Here is a 19,002-nt window from a genome sequence, read left to right on the forward strand (position 1 = left end):
GCAAAAGGCCAATTTATAAGGAATCGAAAAAGCTCAAAGCTTTTTTTTCGGTGTAGGTGATGTTGTTCTTCCCCCAGAATCCTACATGGCCACCGTGGTTAGGGGTTTCCAAATACAATTGTGGGTTTTCGTCCGTTTCTTTTATGGGATAGCATTCAGAACCCAAAAAGGAATCATCCTTTGCGTTGATAATTAAACTGGGCACTTTAATGTTGGGTAAAAATTGCAGTGAACTGGATTTTTCATAATAGTCCAATGCATCCTTAAAATGGTGTGCCTTACTTGTATAGATATCATCAAAATCCTTGAGCGTTTTGATTTTCTTGATGTTGGCATCGTTGATTTTCTCAGGAAACAATTGTTGTTTTTGTCGGAGTTTACCCAATAGATTTCCTTTGAACCTTATGGCATACAATATGTTTTTTGGACTGAGCAGTTGTTTGCAGGAATCGTGGAGGTTACAGGGTACGGATACCGCAACGGCGCCTTTCAGTTCCTTTGGAACATCGTTGCCTTCGCCCAAATATTTCAGTAGTAGATTGCCTCCCAAACTAAATCCTTTCAAATAAATCTCAGAGTACTTCCTAGTGTTTAAAATATGATCAAGAACTTCAATCAAATCCTCAGTGGCTCCTGAATGATAGGAGCGGTACATGTTGTTGGGTTCTCCACTGCAACCACGGTAGTTCACTGCGCAAGTGTCGTAACCATTTTGATTCAGGATTTTGGCACTTCCCGTAATGTACGGGCGTTGGGCATCTCCTTCAAGTCCGTGGAGCAATACGACCAGTTTCTGGGTCGGAGTGAATGAATCGCTCCAGTCCAAATCCAAAAAATCACCATCGGAAAGATGAATGCGCTCCCGCTTCTGAACTACTCCATTGACCGATCGGATAATACCCGAATAAATCGTGGCAAAGTGACCATTTCTGAAAAGAAAAGGAGGAGCATAGTTGGAAACAACTTGGGGCATTTGCTATTCCTTTGGGTAGGTTTTTAAAAGATTTGCCTGTTCTTCTACCGCTGTTTTGAACCCTTCTTTTAAATGGTCAACGAGTTCGGATACGGGCAATACATCATCAATGGTGGTCACACCTTGGCCAGCGGACCAAATGGTTTTCCATGCTTTGGCTTCGGTATCGAGTTCCTTGCCAAAATCTATTTTTGTGTCTTTTTTTAAATCCTCTTCCGTAATGCCCGCTGCTTGCAGACTCGCTGCTAAAAAGTTGGCGTGTACTCCCGAAATGGCTGCAGTATAAACCACATCGCTAGCACCTGCATCAATGATCATTTTACGGTATTCTTCGGTGGCTTTGCTTTCTTCCGTGTTGATGAAACGCGTGCCCATATAGGCTAGGTCAGCTCCCATTTGCATGGCAGAAGCGACATCCCTTCCCGTACTGATGCATCCCGATAAAATAAGGGTCTTGTCAAAGAATTTTTTTACTTCCGCTATCAAGCTCATCGGGTTGATGGTCCCTCCATGTCCGCCTGCTCCAGCCGACACCAGAATAAGTCCATCCACACCGGCTTCAGCTGCTTTTTCGGCATGGCGCTTCTTGATGATGTCATGAAATACCAACCCACCGTAGCTATGAATGGCATCCACAACCTGGCTCACAGCACCAAGTGAAGTGATGACCAAGGGAACTTGATGTTTGATGCACAGTTTTACATCGGCCTCCAACCTTGGATTGGTGGGGTGCACTACCAAATTGACTCCAAATGGTGCCGCTTTTTTACCGGTTTCCTCTTCAAAATCCTGTAATTCCGATTTAATTTGAATGAGCCATTCCTCAAAACCTTCACTGGTACGTTGGTTTAGAGCGGGAAAGGTGCCCACTATTCCGTTTTTGCAACATTCCACCACTAATTTTGGTCCCGAAATCAAGAACATGGGGGCGGTAATTACAGGAAGCGATAGATTTTTGATGAATTCAGCTTTTTGGCTCATGGGTCTCGTGTTAAACTATGCTTAAAAATAGGAACAATTCTTCATCCTTATTGGAATCAGTTTTCAAAACTATGGTATTTTTACAATTATTATGCATGCATAACAAAATAACCCACTATGTTTTTTAAAGAATTTGAGATCAGATGGAGCGATACGGACGCTAATCGGCACTTGGCTAACTCGGCCTATATAAATTTCATGAGCCACACCCGAATGGCGTATTTGGGTTTGATCGGCTTTAACCAGAAGAGCATGTCCAAGCACAATATTGGCCCGGTCGTGTTTTACGAGCACGTATATTATTTCAAAGAAGCTTTCCCGGGCATGCCCGTAAAAGTATCGTTGGAGTTTGTAGGGATGAGCAAGGATGGGATGTTCTTTGAGTTCCGTCACAACTTTTACGACCACAATGGAAAGAACTTTGCCCGTTGCGAGATGATGGGCGCTTGGATCGATTTGAAAAAAAGAAAACTTACAGGTTTGCCCGATGAATTCCTTCAAGTTTTTGAATCCATGGAAAAATCAGAAGACTTCAAGGTATTGACCAAAGAGGACACCCGTAGGTATGTTCAGGTGCCGAAGGATATCGAGATTCCATAAATTCTTCAGCCTCGTGGATAACCGAACCAGCTCGGGGAAATCGTGATCAATTTTCCCGAGATGATTTCATCCAGCCAACGCTCGTACCAATCCAAAAAATCCGTGTCCTCGGAAAACTTTGGTGGTGATAGTTCGCCTCTATCTAAATTAATGATCATGCCTTTATAGGGCCCGTTCAAAACCAAGGCATGGATAAAAGAACACCCTTGCGAACCTATGGGCAATATGCCGCCATAGAGGTTCCCGTTCAATTCCTCATAATCTTCGTCTGGGATGTCGTCCTCATAAAGGGGCTCTAATTTTTTGTCCCATTCTTTTTCGGAGATATTGGGATGTAGTACGCACCTTTTTTTTAAATGATTTTCAACATTGCGATGAATCAAGTCATCCAGATGCTGCCCAAAAGGGTAGATCCCAAAAAAAGGTCCTGCTCCGGAGCATAAATAAGATCTTCCGCCATTGCCTATGTGCAGCAAAAAGGATTTATAGCAATCGGGTAATTGGACTCCATAGTTTTTTTCGAATGCATCAATATCCGAAATGGCCAATGGGGGATTGATCTCATATCGATGGTTACCTGCTCCAAACACTTTATAGAGTTCGTCAAACTCTTTTGCCTGCTGAAGTTTCTTTTTTATGCGGTGGATTTGTGGTATATAATTTGTCATAGTTGTCCTTTTGAAAAGGAAAGCTACACAATCAAACAGTTAAAATTCAGGGTAAATTGATGGATGACCCTTTCCTTTTGACGGAAGCAGGGTTTAAATCAATATTGAGAAATCCGCTTTGGTTTTTTGCTGGCCAAATACACGCCTACCAATACAAATGCCATTGCGGCCATCTTGACCATCGTTAATTCGTCTTTTCCGGCAAACAATGCGAAAAGAATGCCAACCAAAGGTTGCATGTACACAAAAGCTCCCACAGATGAAGCTTTGAGCTGTGTTAGCGCAAAAATATTGAACAAATAGGTCAAAAAAGTGGTCCCTATGACCACAAATGCCACGGAACCATAAGCCCAAAGGGGCATAGTGGACCATTGTATTTCCAATGCTTCGGGAAGTGTCAATGGTAGATTGATGACCACTCCTATGGTAAACAACCATTTCATTAGGGTAAAGGGATGATACTTTTCAATCAGTTTTTTAACAACCACGAGATAAGCACCATAGGAAGAGGCATTTATAATGAACAAAAAATTTCCCAAAGGTATGTTAGGTGCATTTTGACGTGCTTCCGCCCCAAAAAGAATGAGCCCGACCGCACCCACAAATCCTAAAAAAATGCCCAAGCCTTTGTTCAAGGTAATTTTCTCTTTCAAAAAAAGGGCTGAGATGATCACTACGATTATAGGAGTGATCGTTACCAATACAGCGCTATTGATGGGGGTGGAAAGTTGCAGTCCCTTAAAAAACGAAAGCATATTTATGGACATGCCCAATAGGGCACATACCAACATCCGGCCCCAATCTCTTTTCTCAATTTTTTCCTTGGGACCAAAAAGGGAGATGAACCAGAAAAGAAGTGCAGCCCCAACAACCCGAAGAAAAATAAACCCAAAGGGTTTAACATGCGTGGGCATGACCCCTTTGGCCAAGGTATGATTAATACCGTAAATTACGGTGGCGCCAATAGCGGCCAAAATGGCCAGGGTTCTTTTGCTCATCAATGTAGGGCTTCCTTGGCAGCTTCTACCGTTTTTTTGGAGTTTCCGACAAAAATCTCACCATCCACTACAACCACAGGCCTTTTTAAAAAGGTGTAATGTTCCAAAATCAAGTCTTTGTAATCATTTTCGGAGAGGTCTTTTTCGTGAAGCCCTCTTTGACGGAAAAGCATGGCCCTTCTACTGAACAAGGATTCATAGCTTCCGTTGAGTTCCGCCATTTGTTCCAATTGTTCAGGTGTGATGGCTTCGGATTTTATTTCCTGCAATTCCACGCCGTCCAAAGGCTCGAGTTCTTTTAGGATACGTTTACAAGTGGAGCAACTGCCCAAATGGTATATTTTTTTCATAGGTATAATGTTGGTTAGGCAAAGGAAACCAAAATTCCATCAAAACACATTACGAACATGTAAATTCAACAGCATTTAAGGGAGGTGTTTGTTTTTGTGGTTTGATATAATCCGATTAAAGGAAAGTTGTTTCAGTTTTTAGGGCTAGTTTTATAAAGAGAACTAAGGGTAACATTTTTAAGCTTATGGATAAGACATTCGACATTCTTCTTAAAAACAGAAAGATACTTCACGATTTTTTGCAGAATACGCCCAAAGAGGATTTGTTCAGAATCCCAGATGGTTTCAATAACAATATATGGTGGAACATTGCCCATGTGGTGGTAACCCCCCAGTTGTTGATGTACAAATTAAGCGGTCTGGATTTTACCATTGAGGAGGAATTGATCAATAAGTACAAAAAAGGGACTTTTCCCGAAGGGGAACCTTCAAATCAGGAGATGGAAAAAATATTGGCCTACCTTTTTAGTACCGTGAAGCACATTCAGCTCGATTATGGGCATGGAAAATTCAAGAACTTTCAGGAATATATGACCACTCCTAAAATCGGATTGAGCAGTCCGGAAGATGCTTTGTCCTTCAATGTTTTTCATGAAGGGCTACATCTAGGGGCCATCCTGGCATTGAAAAAGGCCCTGGCACAAGCATAGCTTTTTTGGGCGAGGGATAACTTTCTTCTGCTTCTGTCAAAATATTCATGGGAAAATCTAACCCAGTGAAAATCAATTATATTTGTCGGTAAATTATATTAAGAACCCAAATCTTAATCAAAATGAAACACTACCATTTATGCTGTGGGGTACTGCTGCTACTCCTTATTTTCTCTTTTCAAAAAGGATTTTCACAAAGAGGGAACTTGTCCTTGGGCATGGTACCCACATACAAAGCCGACGGTTACGGTCTACAGTTCAATGCAAACCATTACCATAGTACCACGGATTATGTTCAAGTATCCTTGGCAGCCACTTTTTCCAAGGAAAACCCTGATTCTGGAGTGGAATTCCCGTATGATGATTACTTGTTGGGAATAGGATATTTTACCACTATTTTGACTTCTCCCAAGCGGGGCATCTTCTTTTATTTTGGTGGAGGGCCATCCGTAGGGTACAAATACATTAACGATGGCGAGACCGATTTTCCTTTTGATGCACCTGAGGAAGCGGAAAGTAGTTTTATTTATGGAGGATATGCCTCTTTTGAGATGGACTTTTTTATTTCCGATCGGTTTTCCCTGATAGTGCCCATTAACGGTCACTACCATTTTAATAGCGACCTTAATGATTCCACATTGTTATTGGGCGCAGGGCTTCGGTATTACTTCAGATAGTGTCGAGCTTAAATTTTGACCTTTCGTTTGAGGTATGGGTTGATTTCTTGATATGGCAAGATCAACTCAATGGGTCCATCAGCATAGGAAGCCACTTCGTATTGGTTGTAGACCAACTTTAAACCCTCGGTGGTATACCCAATATTGTTGGGTAGGTGAAAGGAATCACTCTCGAACATAAAACCCGTATCGTTGATGTTGGCATCCTGCGGGATTTTCTCCTGTTCGCGAAACTTGGCCTCGGCGTATTCCTCAAATCCTTCCAAATCATCAAAAAGGTCCCAGTTGTCCAATTCCGTCCCCTGTTTTTTATCAAAATTGAGATAGGAAGTGGAAGCATAGCCATGAGCACCACCTGTAAAAGAATAGGAATTCATCAATATGGTAATGATGTTCCCATCTTCATAAATTACCTTGCCGTCTATTTCGGCTTCCCATTTTACTTCGTCGGGGAATTTTGCGATTACCTCTTTATAACTTTCGGTAAAGGATTGTAATGCCTTCTCCGCGCTATCAATGTTCTCATCTTCGGTAAATGATAAAATACTGATGATTTCTTCCCGCAATGAGCGATTAATGGCTTCGGAAATGGGGGAGCTGTCCAATGCATTGGGGATGTTGATGTCGATTCTGGGACAATCTTCACAAATTTCCCCCTGTAATTGAACGGGTTCAAAAGTAAGTTTGTTCTCAGTTTCGCAACCTAGCAAGAAGACTGAAAACAAAATGGAGGCAAGGTATCTTTTCATGGATCGAGGTTTTGGGTCATCAAAAATAATACTTCGGAAAGATAACGATACATTTGTATGAAGATAGTTTCAGTATGGGCAAAAAAGAGTTAAAATTCAATAGTAAAGCAATTCACGGAGGTCAGCAACCTGATGTGGCTTATGGAGCTGTAATGCCACCCATATATCAGACCTCCACATACGCACAGCCTACTCCAGGTGGGCATAAAGGTTATGAATATTCCAGGGGAGCAAACCCAACCAGAACGGCCTTGGAAAATGCAGTGGCCAGTTTGGAAAATGGGAAATTCGGGATGGCTTTTGGGAGTGGAATGGCCGCGATAGATGCTGTGATGAAATTGTTGGTTCTAGGGGATGAGGTCATCTGTACCCGCGACCTTTATGGGGGCAGCTACCGACTTTTTAAGGGCGTGTATGAAAAATATGGAATCAAGTTTCGGTTTTCGGAGATGGTGGATATGCAGGAACTGACTTCGCAAATCAACGAAAACACCAAGTTGGTCTGGGTGGAAACACCGACCAACCCCATGATGAATATTATAGATATAGAAGTGGTATCCAAAATCACAAAGGCCCATAATGTATTGTTGGCAGTGGACAATACGTTTGCCACGCCATATTTGCAGAGACCATTGGATTTGGGGGCGGATATCATCATGCATTCCGCTACCAAATATTTGGCAGGCCATAGCGATGTGGTGGTAGGTGCCTTGGTGGTAAAGGACCAAGAATTGGCCGATCAATTGTATTTTATCCAGAAGTCCAGCGGCGGTATTTGTGGACCCATGGACAGTTTTTTGACCCTTCGAGGAATAAAAACGCTTCATGTTCGTATGCAACGACACTGCGAAAATGGGGGATCCATCGCCAAATATTTGGAGAATCATGCTAAAATCGATAAAGTATATTGGCCCGGCTTTGCCCACCATCCGAACCATGAAGTAGCCAAAAAACAGATGAGCGGTTTTGGCGGTATGATTTCTTTTGTGCCCAAGGGAGGAAGCTATGAGGATGCCATAAAAATTGTGGAGAACCTTCAAATATTTACCCTAGCTGAATCGTTAGGAGGTGTCGAAAGTTTGGTGGGGCACCCAGCGAGTATGTCGCACGGCAGTATTCCAAAAGAAGAACGTGAGAAAAATGGCGTAGTTGATGCGCTCATCAGGCTAAGTGTGGGCATTGAGGACGTGGAAGATTTGATTGCCGACCTCGAACAGGCACTTAATTAATTTTTTTGAAAAATTTATAAAAAATAAATATTCAAATTATTGAAATAATATAATTTTGCCCCCAAATTCATAATTCAATAAAATATTACTTTTCACTAGCGGAAAGACAATTAATTTTTAACCCAGATATGGAAGAAAGAATAGAAGATAAAATAAAAGTGTTCATGGATGAGGTGATCTCCAGGAATGGTCATGAGCCCGAATTCATCCAAGCTGTACAAGAAGTCGCGGAAACCGTGATTCCTTATATTGTTCAGCACGATATCTATCACGGAAAGAACATTCTTTTAAGAATGGTGGAGCCAGAACGATTGATTTCGTTCCGTGTGGCTTGGATAGATGACGATGGAGAAATCCATGTGAACCGTGGTTACCGCGTGCAAATGAACTCTGCCATTGGGCCCTACAAAGGTGGACTTCGTTTTCACCCAACGGTTAATGCCAGTGTACTTAAATTCTTGGCATTTGAGCAAGTATTCAAAAATAGTTTGACCACGCTGCCCATGGGGGGCGGTAAAGGGGGTTCCGATTTTGATCCTAAAGGAAAATCGGACGATGAGATCATGCGTTTTTGCCACGCCTTTATGACGGAACTTTGTAGACACATTGGTCCAAACACGGATATTCCAGCTGGGGATATCGGAGTAGGTGCCCGTGAAATTGGCTTCCTGTTTGGTATGTACAAAAAGATACGTAACGAATTTACCGGAGTGTTAACTGGTAAAGGACGTTCCTGGGGCGGTTCTTTGATTCGCCCTGAAGCTACTGGATACGGTGCGGTTTACTTCGCAGATAGCATGTTAAAGACCCAAAACGAGACATTTGAAGGGAAGAATGTTGTAATTTCAGGTTCTGGAAACGTGGCCCAATACGCAGCAGAGAAAGTATTGCAACTTGGAGGCAAGGTGTTGACGCTTTCTGATTCTGGGGGATATATCCACGACAAAGATGGAATCGATACCGAGAAGTTGGCCTATGTGATGGATTTGAAAAATAACAAGCGCGGAAGAATTTCAGAATACGCAGATAAATACCCATCAGCAGAATACCATAAAGGGGAGACTCCTTGGAAGGTTGCTTGTGATATCGCATTGCCATGTGCCACTCAAAACGAATTGGACGGAGACGACGCTGCAGCATTGATAAAGAATGGATGTATTGCGGTGGCAGAGGGAGCTAACATGCCTTCTACGCCAGAAGCAATCCATGCGTTCCACGATGCCAAGATATTGTTTGCACCAGGTAAAGCTTCAAACGCAGGTGGTGTGGCCACTTCTGGATTGGAGATGTCCCAAAACTCACTTCGAATCAGTTGGACTAGGGAGGAAGTGGACAATAGATTAAAAGGCATTATGTCCGATATCCATGATTCCTGTCTTGAATATGGCGATGAAGACGGATATTGCAACTACGTGAAAGGAGCCAATATTGCTGGCTTTGTAAAGGTTGCAGACGCTATGTTGGCCCAAGGAGTTATATAACATAAACCATCGAGAATGGTTTTTGGTTGGCAGTTACCGGAAGGAGTGATTACATTTACACTTCTGGTAACTGCTTTTTTATTAGCCCATGCAAATCACTACAAAGGCCATAGTACTCTCTTCCATAAAATATGGGGACACCAGCCTTATTGTTAGGGCTTTTACCCAATCCGATGGGGTAAAGTCGTATTTGCTGAAAGGAGTGCTTGCCTCTAAAAAAGCCAAGATTAGGCCTGCGTATTTTCTTCCGTTGATGCAATTGGAAATTGTGGCCAACCATAAGAACAAAGGAACTTTGGAAAGCATCAGGGATGTTAAGGTGGCCATGCCCTACCAAACCCTGCACACTGATGTGATAAAGAACAGTGTGGTTCTTTTTTTGGCGGAGATGTTGGGCAATGGCATTCAGGAGCAAGAACAGGACGAAAGCTTGTTCAATTACTTGAAATATGCGCTCCATTGGATGGATATTCATCCATTATCCCCAAATTTTCACATCTTATTTTTACTGAATTTGACCAAGTATCTGGGCTTTTATCCCGATACATCATACCAAAATTCGCCATTTTTTGATTTGTTGGAGGGTGGCTTTTGTAAAACGCCTTCACTTAATCCATTGATTCAGAGTGAAAACCTGGAAAGTTTTAAGAAATTTTTGGGCATGGATTTTGAGGCATTACAGACGATACAACTAACTAAGTCGAACAGGCGGGAACTCTTAAAAACGGTAATCCAATATTTTAGTTTGCATGTGCATGGATTTCGGGAGCCAAAGTCTCTCGCCGTATTAAATGCGGTATTTACTTAAAAATGCAAAACCTAAAACCAACCTTAATCCTAATCTCCTTTTTATTTACCCTGACATTTTATGCCCAAGAAATAACCGTGTTGGATGCTGATACTGGAATTCCTGTGGACAATATCGCCATATACAATAAAGACCAGTCCAAGACCACTATCACAGATGCCAATGGTAAAAGTGAGCTTGATATTTTCTTGCCCAAAGAGAAAATTACCTTTAAGCATATCAGTTATGAACCATTTATATCGACAAAATCCCAAATTGAGAAACGTGGAAATCGAGTATACCTGCATTTAAAAACCGAAGAGCTTCAAGAAGTGGTCATGTCCGTTTCCAAATGGGAGCAACAAAAAAAGCACATCCCCCAAAAAATTGAAACTTTTGATGCCCGAAGCATAGCTTTTGCAAATCCACAGACCTCGGCAGACCTTTTACAGAATAGTGGAAAAGTGTTTGTGCAAAAAAGTCAATTGGGAGGGGGTAGTCCCATGATCAGGGGGTTTGCGACCAATCGAATTTTGTTGTCCGTGGACGGGGTTCGAATGAACAATGCGATCTTCCGGGGAGGGAACCTTCAGAATGTGATATCCATAGATCCGTTTACCATCAAAAAAACAGAAGTAACCTTTGGCCCGGGTTCTGTTATTTATGGCAGTGATGCCATAGGTGGCGTGATGAACTTCTACACTCAAACCCCCCACTTCTCCTATGCGGACAGTTTGGCTTTTTCTGGAAATGTGAATTATAGATTTGCATCGGCCAACAATGAGAGTACTGCGCATTTGGATTTTAATTTTGGAAAACAGAAATGGGCTTCGTACACCAGTTTTACCTATAACAATTTTGATGACCTGAAGATGGGCGAGCATGGGCCCGAATCGTATTTACGGCCCAATCATGTGATTCGAGAGAACGGCACCGATGTTTTGGTATCGAACGATGACCCCAAAAAACAGGTAAGTTCCGGCTATGACCAAATCAATTTCCTTCAAAAGTTTACCTACAAGCCCAATAGTATGTGGAACTACGATTTGGGGTTGTATTATTCCGAAACTTCTAATTATCCAAGGTATGACAGATTGATCAGGCCTAGCAGGGATGGGGATGGACTCCGTTCTGCTGAATGGTACTACGGTCCCCAAAAATGGTTCATGGGTAACGTTCAAATCACTCAAAAAGGAAAAAACAAGTTCTACGATGGGGTAAAATTGACCACGGCCTATCAGTTTTTTGAAGAAAGTCGACACGATCGGGGATTTCAGGATGTGGAGTTGTATTCAACTCGTGAAAAAGTGGATGCATTATCGGTAAACTTGGATTTTGAGAACAAAAAAATAGGAGATCTTAATTTGTACTACGGCGCCGAATATATTTTCAACAAGGTCAATTCCAAAGGAAGCATGCAAAACATTGAAACCGATGAGGTGGTGGAAACAGCTTCCAGATATCCTGATGGGGCCACTTGGCAAACCTTTGCGGGCTACATCAATGGAGAGTATCAATTGAAACCGAATCTTTCCTTGTTGTCAGGAATTCGTTATAGTCAAGTATGGGTGGATGCCACATTCGACACTACCTTTTATCCCTTTCCTTTTGATGAAGCTGACATAATTACTGGAGCACTTACAGGAAGTTTGGGGATAAGCTGGTTCCCAAGGTCCGATTTGCAGGTCACTTTGAATGGTTCCACAGGCTTTAGGGCACCGAATATTGATGATATCGGGAAGATATTTGATTCCGAACCAGGCTCCGTTGTAGTGCCCAATCCCGATTTAGAACCTGAGTATGCATACAATGGGGAGTTGGGCATCAGGAAAAACTTCAACGATGTTGTGGTTCTAAAAGGTGCTGCTTACTACACTTATCTGGTTGATGCCTTGGTAAGAAGGGATTTTGCCTTCGGAGGTCAAACAGAAATTGACTACAATGGCGAGCCCAGTAATGTACAGGCCATTCAGAATGCGGCCAAGGCCTATGTGTATGGATTTGAGTTTGGGTTGGAGACCTATTTTACCGAGAACCTGTCACTGAATACCAATCTAACATTAACTGAAGGTGTCGAGGAGGATGACGATGGTACAGATAGTCCATCACGCCATGCCGCACCAACCTTTGGTGATTTACATTTGATTTGGGAAGACCAAAAACTAAAAGCGGATCTGTTCATCAATTACAACGGAGAAGTCAGTAATGATGATTTGGCACTTTCCGAGCAGGGGAAAACGTATATGTATGCCAGCGATGTCAACGGAAATCCGTATTCGCCATCGTGGTACACTCTGAATTTTAGGTCGCAGTACCAGATTACCAATGCGATAAAAGCATCTGTGAGTCTGGAAAATATGACCAACCAGCGTTACCGAATGTACTCTTCTGGTATTGTAGCCCCGGGAACCAATCTGGTTTTGGGATTGGGATACGCATTTTAAAGATAAAGGCTCGGAAATTTCCGAGCCTCCTTTTTTATTGGGATTTTGTCCTGAGTTCGGGTAGGGCTACATGCTATCAATAGCTTTTTTTGCAGCTTCCTTTATATCCTCACCAGTCTTTTTTGCAGCATCCATGGTTTCTTCGCCGGCTTTTTTAATGCTGTCCAGCGCCTTTTCGCCTATTTCTTTGGCTTCTTCACCAGCTTTTTCCATGGCGTCAGCGGCGTCTTTAGCGGCGTTTTCCAGATCATCGCCAACCTCTTCCATGGTCTTGGCAGCTTCTTCAGTAGCCTCCTCTGTTTTGTCTTTTGCATCCCTGCAAGAAGTCATCACAGACATCGATAAGGTCAGTGCAATGGCAGTAAACAATACTTTTTTCATAATACAAATGGTTAAGTGTTAATGATTTTGAAGATAATGAAAATAATGTAAACTGGATATTGTCTGCTTATCATATTTAGGTTAAGGGAATTATGCAAATTCTAATGCTGAAAGGAAGGGTATAATTCCATCTAAATTTATAATTTTGCAAACTTGAATTCTACTAGAAGAAGCAGTATATGAAGTTTGCGGAGTATAAGGGATTGGATTTGCCAAAAGTATCTGAGAACATTCTTGACTTTTGGAAGGACAAAAAGATTTTTGAAAAAAGCGTTTCCACACGGGAAGGCAAGGAGAGCTATGTGTTTTACGAAGGCCCCCCATCCGCAAACGGAATGCCCGGAATTCATCATGTGATGGCGCGTACCATCAAAGATATCTTCCCAAGGTATAAAACCATGAAGGGGTTTCAGGTAAAAAGAAAAGCTGGTTGGGATACCCACGGTTTGCCTGTGGAAATCGGTGTGGAGAAGGAACTCGGTATTACCAAAGAGGATATTGGAAAGAAAATATCGGTTGAGGATTACAACGCAGCCTGTAAAAAAGCGGTAATGCGCTACACGGATGTTTGGAATGAAATGACCGAGAAAGTTGGGTACTGGGTGGATATGGACGATCCGTACATTACCTACAAACCAAAGTACATGGAATCCGTTTGGTGGTTGCTCAAGCAGATTTACGATAAAGGACTTATATATAAAGGCTATACCATACAGCCCTATTCGCCAAAGGCGGGCACGGGGTTGAGTTCTCATGAGCTGAATCAACCAGGGACTTACCAAGATGTGACAGACACTACGGTTACCGCACAGTTTAAAGCCAAAACCGAATCACTTCCGAATTTCTTGAAAAACGTGGAAGGTGATGTCCACTTTTTGGCATGGACGACCACGCCTTGGACGCTTCCATCGAACACGGCTTTGACCGTTGGTCCAAAGATTGAGTATGTATTGGTAAGATCATACAACCAATATACGTTTGAGCCAATCAACGTAATTGTGGCGAAAAACTTGGTCAACTACAATTTTTCTGGAAAATTTTCCAAAGTTGAAACTGAGGAAGAATTGAAGTCATTCCAAGAAGGAGATAAAAAGATTCCGTATTTGGTTGGAGAATCTTTCATGGGAAAAGACTTGGTCGGCATCCAGTACGAACAATTGATCGACTACGTACAGCCTTACCAAAATCCCGAAAATGCCTTCAGGGTAATTGGCGGTGATTTTGTAACTACCGAAGATGGTACCGGCATTGTACATACAGCGCCCACCTTTGGTGCGGATGATGCCTTGGTGGCAAAGCAAGCTACACCCGAGGTTCCGCCTATGTTGGTTTTGGACGAAAATGACAACCCGGTTCCATTGGTGGATCTTCAAGGGAAGTTCAGACCTGAAATGAAAGAGTTTGGCGGTAAGTACGTAAAGAACGAATATTACGATGAGGGTGGGGCTCCCGAAAAGTCGATTGATGTAGAGATTGCCATCAAACTAAAAATTGAGAACAAGGCCTTTAAGGTCGAAAAGTACGTCCACAGCTATCCAAATTGCTGGCGTACGGATAAACCTATCCTATATTACCCATTGAACTCCTGGTTCATCAAGGTGACCGATGTCAAAGACCGTATGTTCGAGTTGAACCAGACCATCAACTGGAAACCAAAATCCACTGGAGAAGGTCGTTTTGGCAATTGGTTGGCCAATGCTAATGATTGGAACCTTTCCCGATCTAGATACTGGGGGATTCCATTGCCTATTTGGCGTACCGAAGATGGAAAAGAGGAATTGATGATAGGTTCCGTGGAAGAGCTGACGTCAGAAATGTCCAAAGCTGTTGAAGCCGGAATGATGGAGAAGGGTGTATTCGAGGATTTTGTGGTTGGCGATATGAGTGAGGAGAACTACGATAAGATCGACCTGCACAAAAATATTGTGGATGGTATTACCTTGGTTTCCCCATCGGGACAACCCATGAAGCGTGAGGCCGACCTGATCGATGTTTGGTTCGATAGTGGTTCCATGCCCTACGCGCAATGGCACTATCCGTTCGAAAACAAGGAATTGATAGATGATGGAGTGGCGTTTCCTGCCAATTTTATTGCCGAAGGTGTGGATCAGACCCGTGGGTGGTTCTATACCCTCCATGCCATCGCCACTATGGTTTTTGATAGCATTGCCTATAAAAATGTGGTTTCCAACGGGCTTGTTTTGGACAAGGAAGGTAAAAAAATGTCCAAACGATTGGGCAATGCGGTAGACCCTTTTGAAGTGTTGCCGGAGCACGGTCCCGATGCCACACGTTGGTACATGATTTCCAATGCCAATCCTTGGGACAATCTTAAGTTTGATATAGAAGGAGTGGTTGAAGTAAAACGAAAGTTCTTCGGAACGCTCTACAATACGTACTCCTTCATGGCGCTTTATGCCAATATTGATGAGTTTGATTACTCTGAAGCCGATATTCCTTTGAAAGAAAGGCCAGAGATCGACCAGTGGATATTGTCCGAACTCCATACATTGATCAAAAATGTGGACGAAGCGTATGGCGATTACGAAGCTACCCGTGCTGCGCGTATGATTTCCGATTACGTTCAGGAAAACCTGAGTAACTGGTACGTTCGTTTGTGTAGAAGACGTTTCTGGAAGGGGGATTATGGAACGGATAAGATTTCAGCATACCAAACCCTATACACCTGCTTGTCCACGGTGGCCAAATTATCCGCGCCGATTGCTCCTTTCTTTATGGATCAATTGTACAGGGACTTGGACGCTACCACAAAAAAAGAAGGTTTTGAAAGTGTGCACTTGTCCGAGTTCCCGGTTTTTGACGCCAATATGGTAAACAAGGATTTGGAGCGCAAGATGCAATTGGCACAGAAAATTTCTTCTTTAGTGCTTTCCATCCGTCAAAAGGAGAAAATAAAGGTGCGTCAACCGCTTCAAAAAATCATGATTCCAGTTTTGGACGATCAACAAAAAAACGACATCGATGCCGTTTCCGATTTGGTCAAATCCGAAGTGAACGTGAAGGAGATAGAAATGTTGGATGATGCTTCGGGAGTATTGGTAAAACAAATAAAACCCAACTTTAAGGTGTTGGGCCCGAAATTTGGTAAGGATATGAAAACGATTGCCGCCGAGGTATCAAAATTGGGCCAAGAAGACATACAAAAAATTGAAAGAGAGGGAGAATTATTGCTGCAGTTGGAAAATAAAACCGTTAATTTACAGTTAACCGATGTAGACATCAGCTCCCAAGATATCGAGGGCTGGTTGGTGGCAAGCTCAGGCCCATTGACGGTAGCTCTTGACGTAACCATAGATGAAACCCTACGAAAAGAGGGGATTGCGAGAGAGCTTGTGAACCGAATCCAAAATTTGAGAAAGGAATCAGGATTTGAAGTAACAGATAAGATTGACATTAAAATATTGAAAGATGGGCTAGTGGAGAATGCAGTTTCCAGTAACGAGGATTATATCAAAACGGAAACCTTGACCGCTGAGCTCAACTTTGAAGAGAAACTTGAAGATGGTGTTGCAATAGCCTTTGATGAGGTGAACACAAAATTGTTTATTCAAAAACATTAAGAAAATGGCAGAAGATTCAAAAGTAAGATATTCCGATGCGGACCTTGCTGAATTCAGAACCTTGATTGAGGAAAAAATAGATAAGGCCAAGAAACATTTGGACCTTTTAAAGAGTTCTTACATGAACGATGGTAACAATGGTACGGATGATACCTCACCAACGTTCAAGGCTTTCGAGGAAGGTTCGGAGACTATGAGCAAGGAGGCGAACACGCAGTTGGCCATCCGTCAGGAGAAGTTTATCCGTGACCTTAAAAATGCTTTGTTGCGTATAGAGAACAAAACGTACGGTATCTGCAGAGTAACCGGAAAGCTTATCAACAAGGAGCGTTTAAAGCTTGTGCCCCATGCTACTTTGAGCATCGAGGCGAAGAACATGCAGAAATAATTGAAACGCCTTTGGGCGTTTTTTCTTTATGAGGGTGTTGTTGTTTTTGTTCGTTTTTTTTGCGCTTGTGCATGTTCACGCGCAAAAATTGGTTAAGAAGGCCTTTATTGGCCCCCGAACGGAAACGATTCAGATTGATGCCCAATATTGCTACCGAATTGATTTAAAGACGGCTCCGACCGATGAGGTCCATGTCTCCGCAAGTATGGAAGGGGAATATGCCAAGGATTTATTGATTTCCATAGAGCAAAACGGAACCACCGCATTGATAAGTGCGGACTTCCAACCTCTTTTTGTAAACCCAAACGATAAACTCAGTGCGCACAAAGTGGTTTCCATAGCCTTGGAAATCACTGTGCCTGAATATAAAAATGTTGATGTTTTTGGAACCAATACCAATCTGTACGCCACAGGAATATACGAGGATTTGAATGTGACTTTGTCGGACGGGCGCTGTACTTTGGAAAATGTTGCGGAATCCGTGCAGGTAACCACTCAAAAAGGGGATATTTTACTGACCGTCCCCAGTGGTGCCATCGATGCAGAGAGTGCCTATGGAAATGTGAAAAAGGAAGCCATACCTTTTGGGTACAATCAATTTGTTCTGAAGACGATAGAAGGTGATATCTTCCTGACCAAAACAAAATAATATCCATATTTTTGCAATCCTTTTAGTAAAAGCATGAATTTAAAAAAGTCCCTTATTGTCATCATACTGATCCTACTGGTGGACCAGATAAGTAAAATCTATATCAAAACCAGTTTTATCTTGGGCGAGTCCCATGATGTGTTCGGTTGGTTCAAAATTCTTTTTATTGAGAACGAGGGTGCTGCTTGGGGCACGAAATTGAGTGACTTGTTGCCCATTTCCGAGCCCGTAGGAAAATTGATTTTGACCATTTTCCGAATTTTCGCTGTTTTCGGTATTGGATATTGGTTGTGGGACATTATTAGAAAACAATCTTCCCGAACATTGATTTTGGCCGTTTCGCTGATTTTTGCTGGAGCCGTTGGGAACATTATCGATTCTGTTTTCTATGGGATTATTTTTGATCACAGCAACGGGCAAGTTGCCACACTGTTCGCAGATGAAGCTTATGGCAGCTTATTTCATGGCAAGGTAGTGGATATGTTATACTTTCCTTTAGTGGATACCACTTGGCCCGATTGGGTTCCTTCTGTTGGAGGTCAACGTTTTCGTTTTTTTGAACCGGTGTTCAATATTGCCGATACTGCAATAAGCACGGGAGTTGGTATTTTGATTGTATTCAACAAAAAGGCATTTCCAAAACAAGAGGAAAAGAAAGAGGAAGTTGCCGATCAGAATGCATAAACCTTTTCCGGGGTTACGCAATAATCCAATCTTACATCATTCTCATTTACATCGGAAATGGGTTCGTCTTCGACAGTAAAGAAAGACAGTCCAATTTTAACGATTTCTTTTTTGCATTTGTTTAGAAGGGTGTCATAAAACCCTTTACCGTAACCCACACGATTGCCTAAACTATCAAAAGCTAGAAGGGGTACAAAAACCACATCGATTTTGTTTTCAGGGATTTCTATGCCGTCCATAGGTTCGGGAACGCCCCAGGCACTTTTCTTTAAAGAGGTATTATCGGTAAGCAAATAATTTTCCATGGAGATGTTACCGGCAACTTTGGGAACCACCACATTTTTGTCCTTGCCCTGTAACAAGGTAATAATGGGCAAGGTATCGACTTCACTTTTTTCTTCTATGCTCAGAAAAATATGGTAATAAAAAAAATCCCAGATTGGGATTTGGAGTAAACTGTTGGCTAAGACCAAACTTAAATCCAAGACTTGTTCAGGAGAAACTTCAGTTCTCAGATTCTTATACTTTTTTCTTAATTCATGTTTCAACATTAAACTGTTGAAGATTTTGGGGTTGTTTTGGGGCGATTGACTATTATTCTCCTTTGTTGGTTGCAACAGAGAAAAAGATTTTGAAGAAAAGCATCAAAATCAAGTACATTCCCAAAACGATGATGTAGTTTTCCATAGGATTGTAATTATATGGTTAAATGTAAGTAAAACATTTGAAAAA

General features: G+C 42.2%; 19 protein-coding genes. 11 read left to right on the top strand and 8 right to left on the bottom strand.

All coding sequences use genetic code 11. The annotated features are described in order from the left end of the window. Positions 1–13 precede the first annotated feature (13 nt). Together PY092_RS02565 and PY092_RS02570 are read right to left on the bottom strand one after the other, a co-directional pair. Positions 14–973 (bottom strand): YheT family hydrolase, encoded by a 960-nt coding sequence (locus PY092_RS02565; protein ID WP_275614287.1) that lies wholly within the window; start codon positions 971–973, stop codon positions 14–16. A 3-nt stretch (positions 974–976) separates the two neighbouring features. Beyond that, entirely contained in the window at positions 977–1,954 is a 978-nt protein-coding gene (locus tag PY092_RS02570; RefSeq protein WP_275614288.1) for an NAD(P)H-dependent flavin oxidoreductase, read from the bottom strand. Positions 1,955–2,071: 117 nt separating this feature from the next. On the opposite strand from PY092_RS02570, the gene PY092_RS02575 reads away from it, so the two are divergent. Further along, positions 2,072–2,554 carry an acyl-CoA thioesterase gene (locus PY092_RS02575; RefSeq protein ID WP_275614289.1) on the top strand — a complete coding sequence of 161 codons (483 nt, stop codon included), beginning with the start codon at positions 2,072–2,074 and terminating at the stop codon, positions 2,552–2,554. Between the two features lie 5 nt (positions 2,555–2,559). Here PY092_RS02575 and PY092_RS02580 read toward each other — a convergent pair whose 3' ends face one another. From PY092_RS02580 to PY092_RS02590, 3 genes are all read right to left on the bottom strand, one after another. Then, positions 2,560–3,222, bottom strand: coding sequence for an SMI1/KNR4 family protein (locus PY092_RS02580; RefSeq protein WP_275614290.1), 663 nt, complete (start codon positions 3,220–3,222; stop codon positions 2,560–2,562). Positions 3,223–3,320: 98 nt separating this feature from the next. After that, a complete protein-coding gene (locus PY092_RS02585; protein ID WP_275614291.1) occupies positions 3,321–4,220 on the bottom strand; it encodes a DMT family transporter in 900 nt (299 codons plus the stop codon). Beyond that, positions 4,220–4,570: an arsenate reductase family protein gene (locus PY092_RS02590; RefSeq protein WP_275614292.1), complete on the bottom strand. Its 351-nt coding sequence runs from the start codon at positions 4,568–4,570 to the stop codon at positions 4,220–4,222. The genes PY092_RS02585 and PY092_RS02590 overlap by 1 nt, the downstream gene beginning before the upstream one ends. A gap of 185 nt (positions 4,571–4,755) precedes the next feature. Between PY092_RS02590 and PY092_RS02595 the strand changes: the two genes are divergently transcribed. Beyond that, positions 4,756–5,220, top strand: a complete 465-nt coding sequence (locus tag PY092_RS02595; RefSeq protein ID WP_275614293.1) for a DinB family protein — start codon at positions 4,756–4,758, stop codon at positions 5,218–5,220. A 122-nt stretch (positions 5,221–5,342) separates the two neighbouring features. Next, positions 5,343–5,897, top strand: coding sequence for a conjugal transfer protein TraO (locus tag PY092_RS02600; protein WP_275614294.1), 555 nt, complete (start codon positions 5,343–5,345; stop codon positions 5,895–5,897). An 8-nt stretch (positions 5,898–5,905) separates the two neighbouring features. Here the strand turns inward: PY092_RS02600 and PY092_RS02605 are convergent, their stop codons facing one another. After that, positions 5,906–6,646, bottom strand: a complete 741-nt coding sequence (locus PY092_RS02605) for a DUF3298 and DUF4163 domain-containing protein (RefSeq protein WP_275614295.1) — start codon at positions 6,644–6,646, stop codon at positions 5,906–5,908. A gap of 74 nt (positions 6,647–6,720) precedes the next feature. Between PY092_RS02605 and PY092_RS02610 the strand changes: the two genes are divergently transcribed. The 4 genes from PY092_RS02610 (at position 6,721) to PY092_RS02625 (ending at position 12,587) form a co-directional block, all read left to right on the top strand. Next, positions 6,721–7,875, top strand: a complete 1,155-nt coding sequence (locus PY092_RS02610; protein WP_275614296.1) for a trans-sulfuration enzyme family protein — start codon at positions 6,721–6,723, stop codon at positions 7,873–7,875. Positions 7,876–8,015: 140 nt separating this feature from the next. Continuing rightward, positions 8,016–9,356: an NADP-specific glutamate dehydrogenase gene (gene gdhA / locus PY092_RS02615; RefSeq protein WP_417958144.1), complete on the top strand. Its 1,341-nt coding sequence runs from the start codon at positions 8,016–8,018 to the stop codon at positions 9,354–9,356. Between the two features lie 88 nt (positions 9,357–9,444). After that, positions 9,445–10,164, top strand: coding sequence for a DNA repair protein RecO (gene recO / locus PY092_RS02620; RefSeq protein ID WP_275614298.1), 720 nt, complete (start codon positions 9,445–9,447; stop codon positions 10,162–10,164). A 2-nt stretch (positions 10,165–10,166) separates the two neighbouring features. Further along, on the top strand, positions 10,167–12,587 hold the full coding sequence (locus PY092_RS02625; RefSeq protein ID WP_275614299.1) for a TonB-dependent receptor: 2,421 nt from the start codon (positions 10,167–10,169) through the stop codon (positions 12,585–12,587). A gap of 66 nt (positions 12,588–12,653) precedes the next feature. Here the strand turns inward: PY092_RS02625 and PY092_RS02630 are convergent, their stop codons facing one another. Next, a complete protein-coding gene (locus PY092_RS02630; protein WP_275614300.1) occupies positions 12,654–12,968 on the bottom strand; it encodes a hypothetical protein in 315 nt (104 codons plus the stop codon). 179 nt (positions 12,969–13,147) lie between these two features. Here PY092_RS02630 and ileS point away from each other — a divergent pair, with 179 nt between their 5' ends. The 4 genes from ileS to PY092_RS02650 all read left to right on the top strand — a co-directional run bounded on the left by ileS (position 13,148) and on the right by PY092_RS02650 (position 18,270). Then, positions 13,148–16,549: an isoleucine--tRNA ligase gene (ileS, locus tag PY092_RS02635; RefSeq protein WP_275614301.1), complete on the top strand. Its 3,402-nt coding sequence runs from the start codon at positions 13,148–13,150 to the stop codon at positions 16,547–16,549. Positions 16,550–16,553: 4 nt separating this feature from the next. Then, entirely contained in the window at positions 16,554–16,937 is a 384-nt protein-coding gene (locus tag PY092_RS02640; protein WP_275614302.1) for a TraR/DksA family transcriptional regulator, read from the top strand. Positions 16,938–17,025: 88 nt separating this feature from the next. Continuing rightward, positions 17,026–17,586, top strand: a complete 561-nt coding sequence (locus PY092_RS02645) for a DUF4097 family beta strand repeat-containing protein (RefSeq protein ID WP_275614303.1) — start codon at positions 17,026–17,028, stop codon at positions 17,584–17,586. A 33-nt stretch (positions 17,587–17,619) separates the two neighbouring features. Next, positions 17,620–18,270, top strand: a complete 651-nt coding sequence (locus PY092_RS02650; protein ID WP_275614304.1) for a lipoprotein signal peptidase — start codon at positions 17,620–17,622, stop codon at positions 18,268–18,270. Here the strand turns inward: PY092_RS02650 and PY092_RS02655 are convergent. Further along, positions 18,258–18,821: a 5-formyltetrahydrofolate cyclo-ligase gene (locus tag PY092_RS02655; RefSeq protein ID WP_275614305.1), complete on the bottom strand. Its 564-nt coding sequence runs from the start codon at positions 18,819–18,821 to the stop codon at positions 18,258–18,260. The two genes, PY092_RS02650 and PY092_RS02655, sit on opposite strands and share 13 nt — an antisense overlap. Between the last annotated feature and the right edge of the window lie 181 nt (positions 18,822–19,002).

The sequence above is a fragment of the Flagellimonas yonaguniensis genome (assembly GCF_029193885.1).
In the GTDB taxonomy this organism is placed as follows: Bacteria; Bacteroidota; Bacteroidia; order Flavobacteriales; family Flavobacteriaceae; genus Flagellimonas; species Flagellimonas yonaguniensis.

Coding starts and splice junctions, on each gene's coding strand:
- PY092_RS02575 (WP_275614289.1), top strand. CDS start 2,072: ATGTTTTTTAAAGAATTTGAGATCAGATGGAGCGATACGGACGCTAAT.
- PY092_RS02585 (WP_275614291.1), bottom strand. CDS start 4,220: ATGAGCAAAAGAACCCTGGCCATTTTGGCCGCTATTGGCGCCACCGTA.
- PY092_RS02610 (WP_275614296.1), top strand. CDS start 6,721: ATGGGCAAAAAAGAGTTAAAATTCAATAGTAAAGCAATTCACGGAGGT.
- PY092_RS02580 (WP_275614290.1), bottom strand. CDS start 3,222: ATGACAAATTATATACCACAAATCCACCGCATAAAAAAGAAACTTCAG.
- PY092_RS02650 (WP_275614304.1), top strand. CDS start 17,620: ATGAATTTAAAAAAGTCCCTTATTGTCATCATACTGATCCTACTGGTG.
- PY092_RS02655 (WP_275614305.1), bottom strand. CDS start 18,821: ATGTTGAAACATGAATTAAGAAAAAAGTATAAGAATCTGAGAACTGAA.
- PY092_RS02565 (WP_275614287.1), bottom strand. CDS start 973: ATGCCCCAAGTTGTTTCCAACTATGCTCCTCCTTTTCTTTTCAGAAAT.
- PY092_RS02590 (WP_275614292.1), bottom strand. CDS start 4,570: ATGAAAAAAATATACCATTTGGGCAGTTGCTCCACTTGTAAACGTATC.
- PY092_RS02600 (WP_275614294.1), top strand. CDS start 5,343: ATGAAACACTACCATTTATGCTGTGGGGTACTGCTGCTACTCCTTATT.
- PY092_RS02630 (WP_275614300.1), bottom strand. CDS start 12,968: ATGAAAAAAGTATTGTTTACTGCCATTGCACTGACCTTATCGATGTCT.
- PY092_RS02605 (WP_275614295.1), bottom strand. CDS start 6,646: ATGAAAAGATACCTTGCCTCCATTTTGTTTTCAGTCTTCTTGCTAGGT.
- PY092_RS02595 (WP_275614293.1), top strand. CDS start 4,756: ATGGATAAGACATTCGACATTCTTCTTAAAAACAGAAAGATACTTCAC.
- PY092_RS02570 (WP_275614288.1), bottom strand. CDS start 1,954: ATGAGCCAAAAAGCTGAATTCATCAAAAATCTATCGCTTCCTGTAATT.
- ileS (WP_275614301.1), top strand. CDS start 13,148: ATGAAGTTTGCGGAGTATAAGGGATTGGATTTGCCAAAAGTATCTGAG.
- PY092_RS02625 (WP_275614299.1), top strand. CDS start 10,167: ATGCAAAACCTAAAACCAACCTTAATCCTAATCTCCTTTTTATTTACC.
- recO (WP_275614298.1), top strand. CDS start 9,445: ATGCAAATCACTACAAAGGCCATAGTACTCTCTTCCATAAAATATGGG.
- PY092_RS02640 (WP_275614302.1), top strand. CDS start 16,554: ATGGCAGAAGATTCAAAAGTAAGATATTCCGATGCGGACCTTGCTGAA.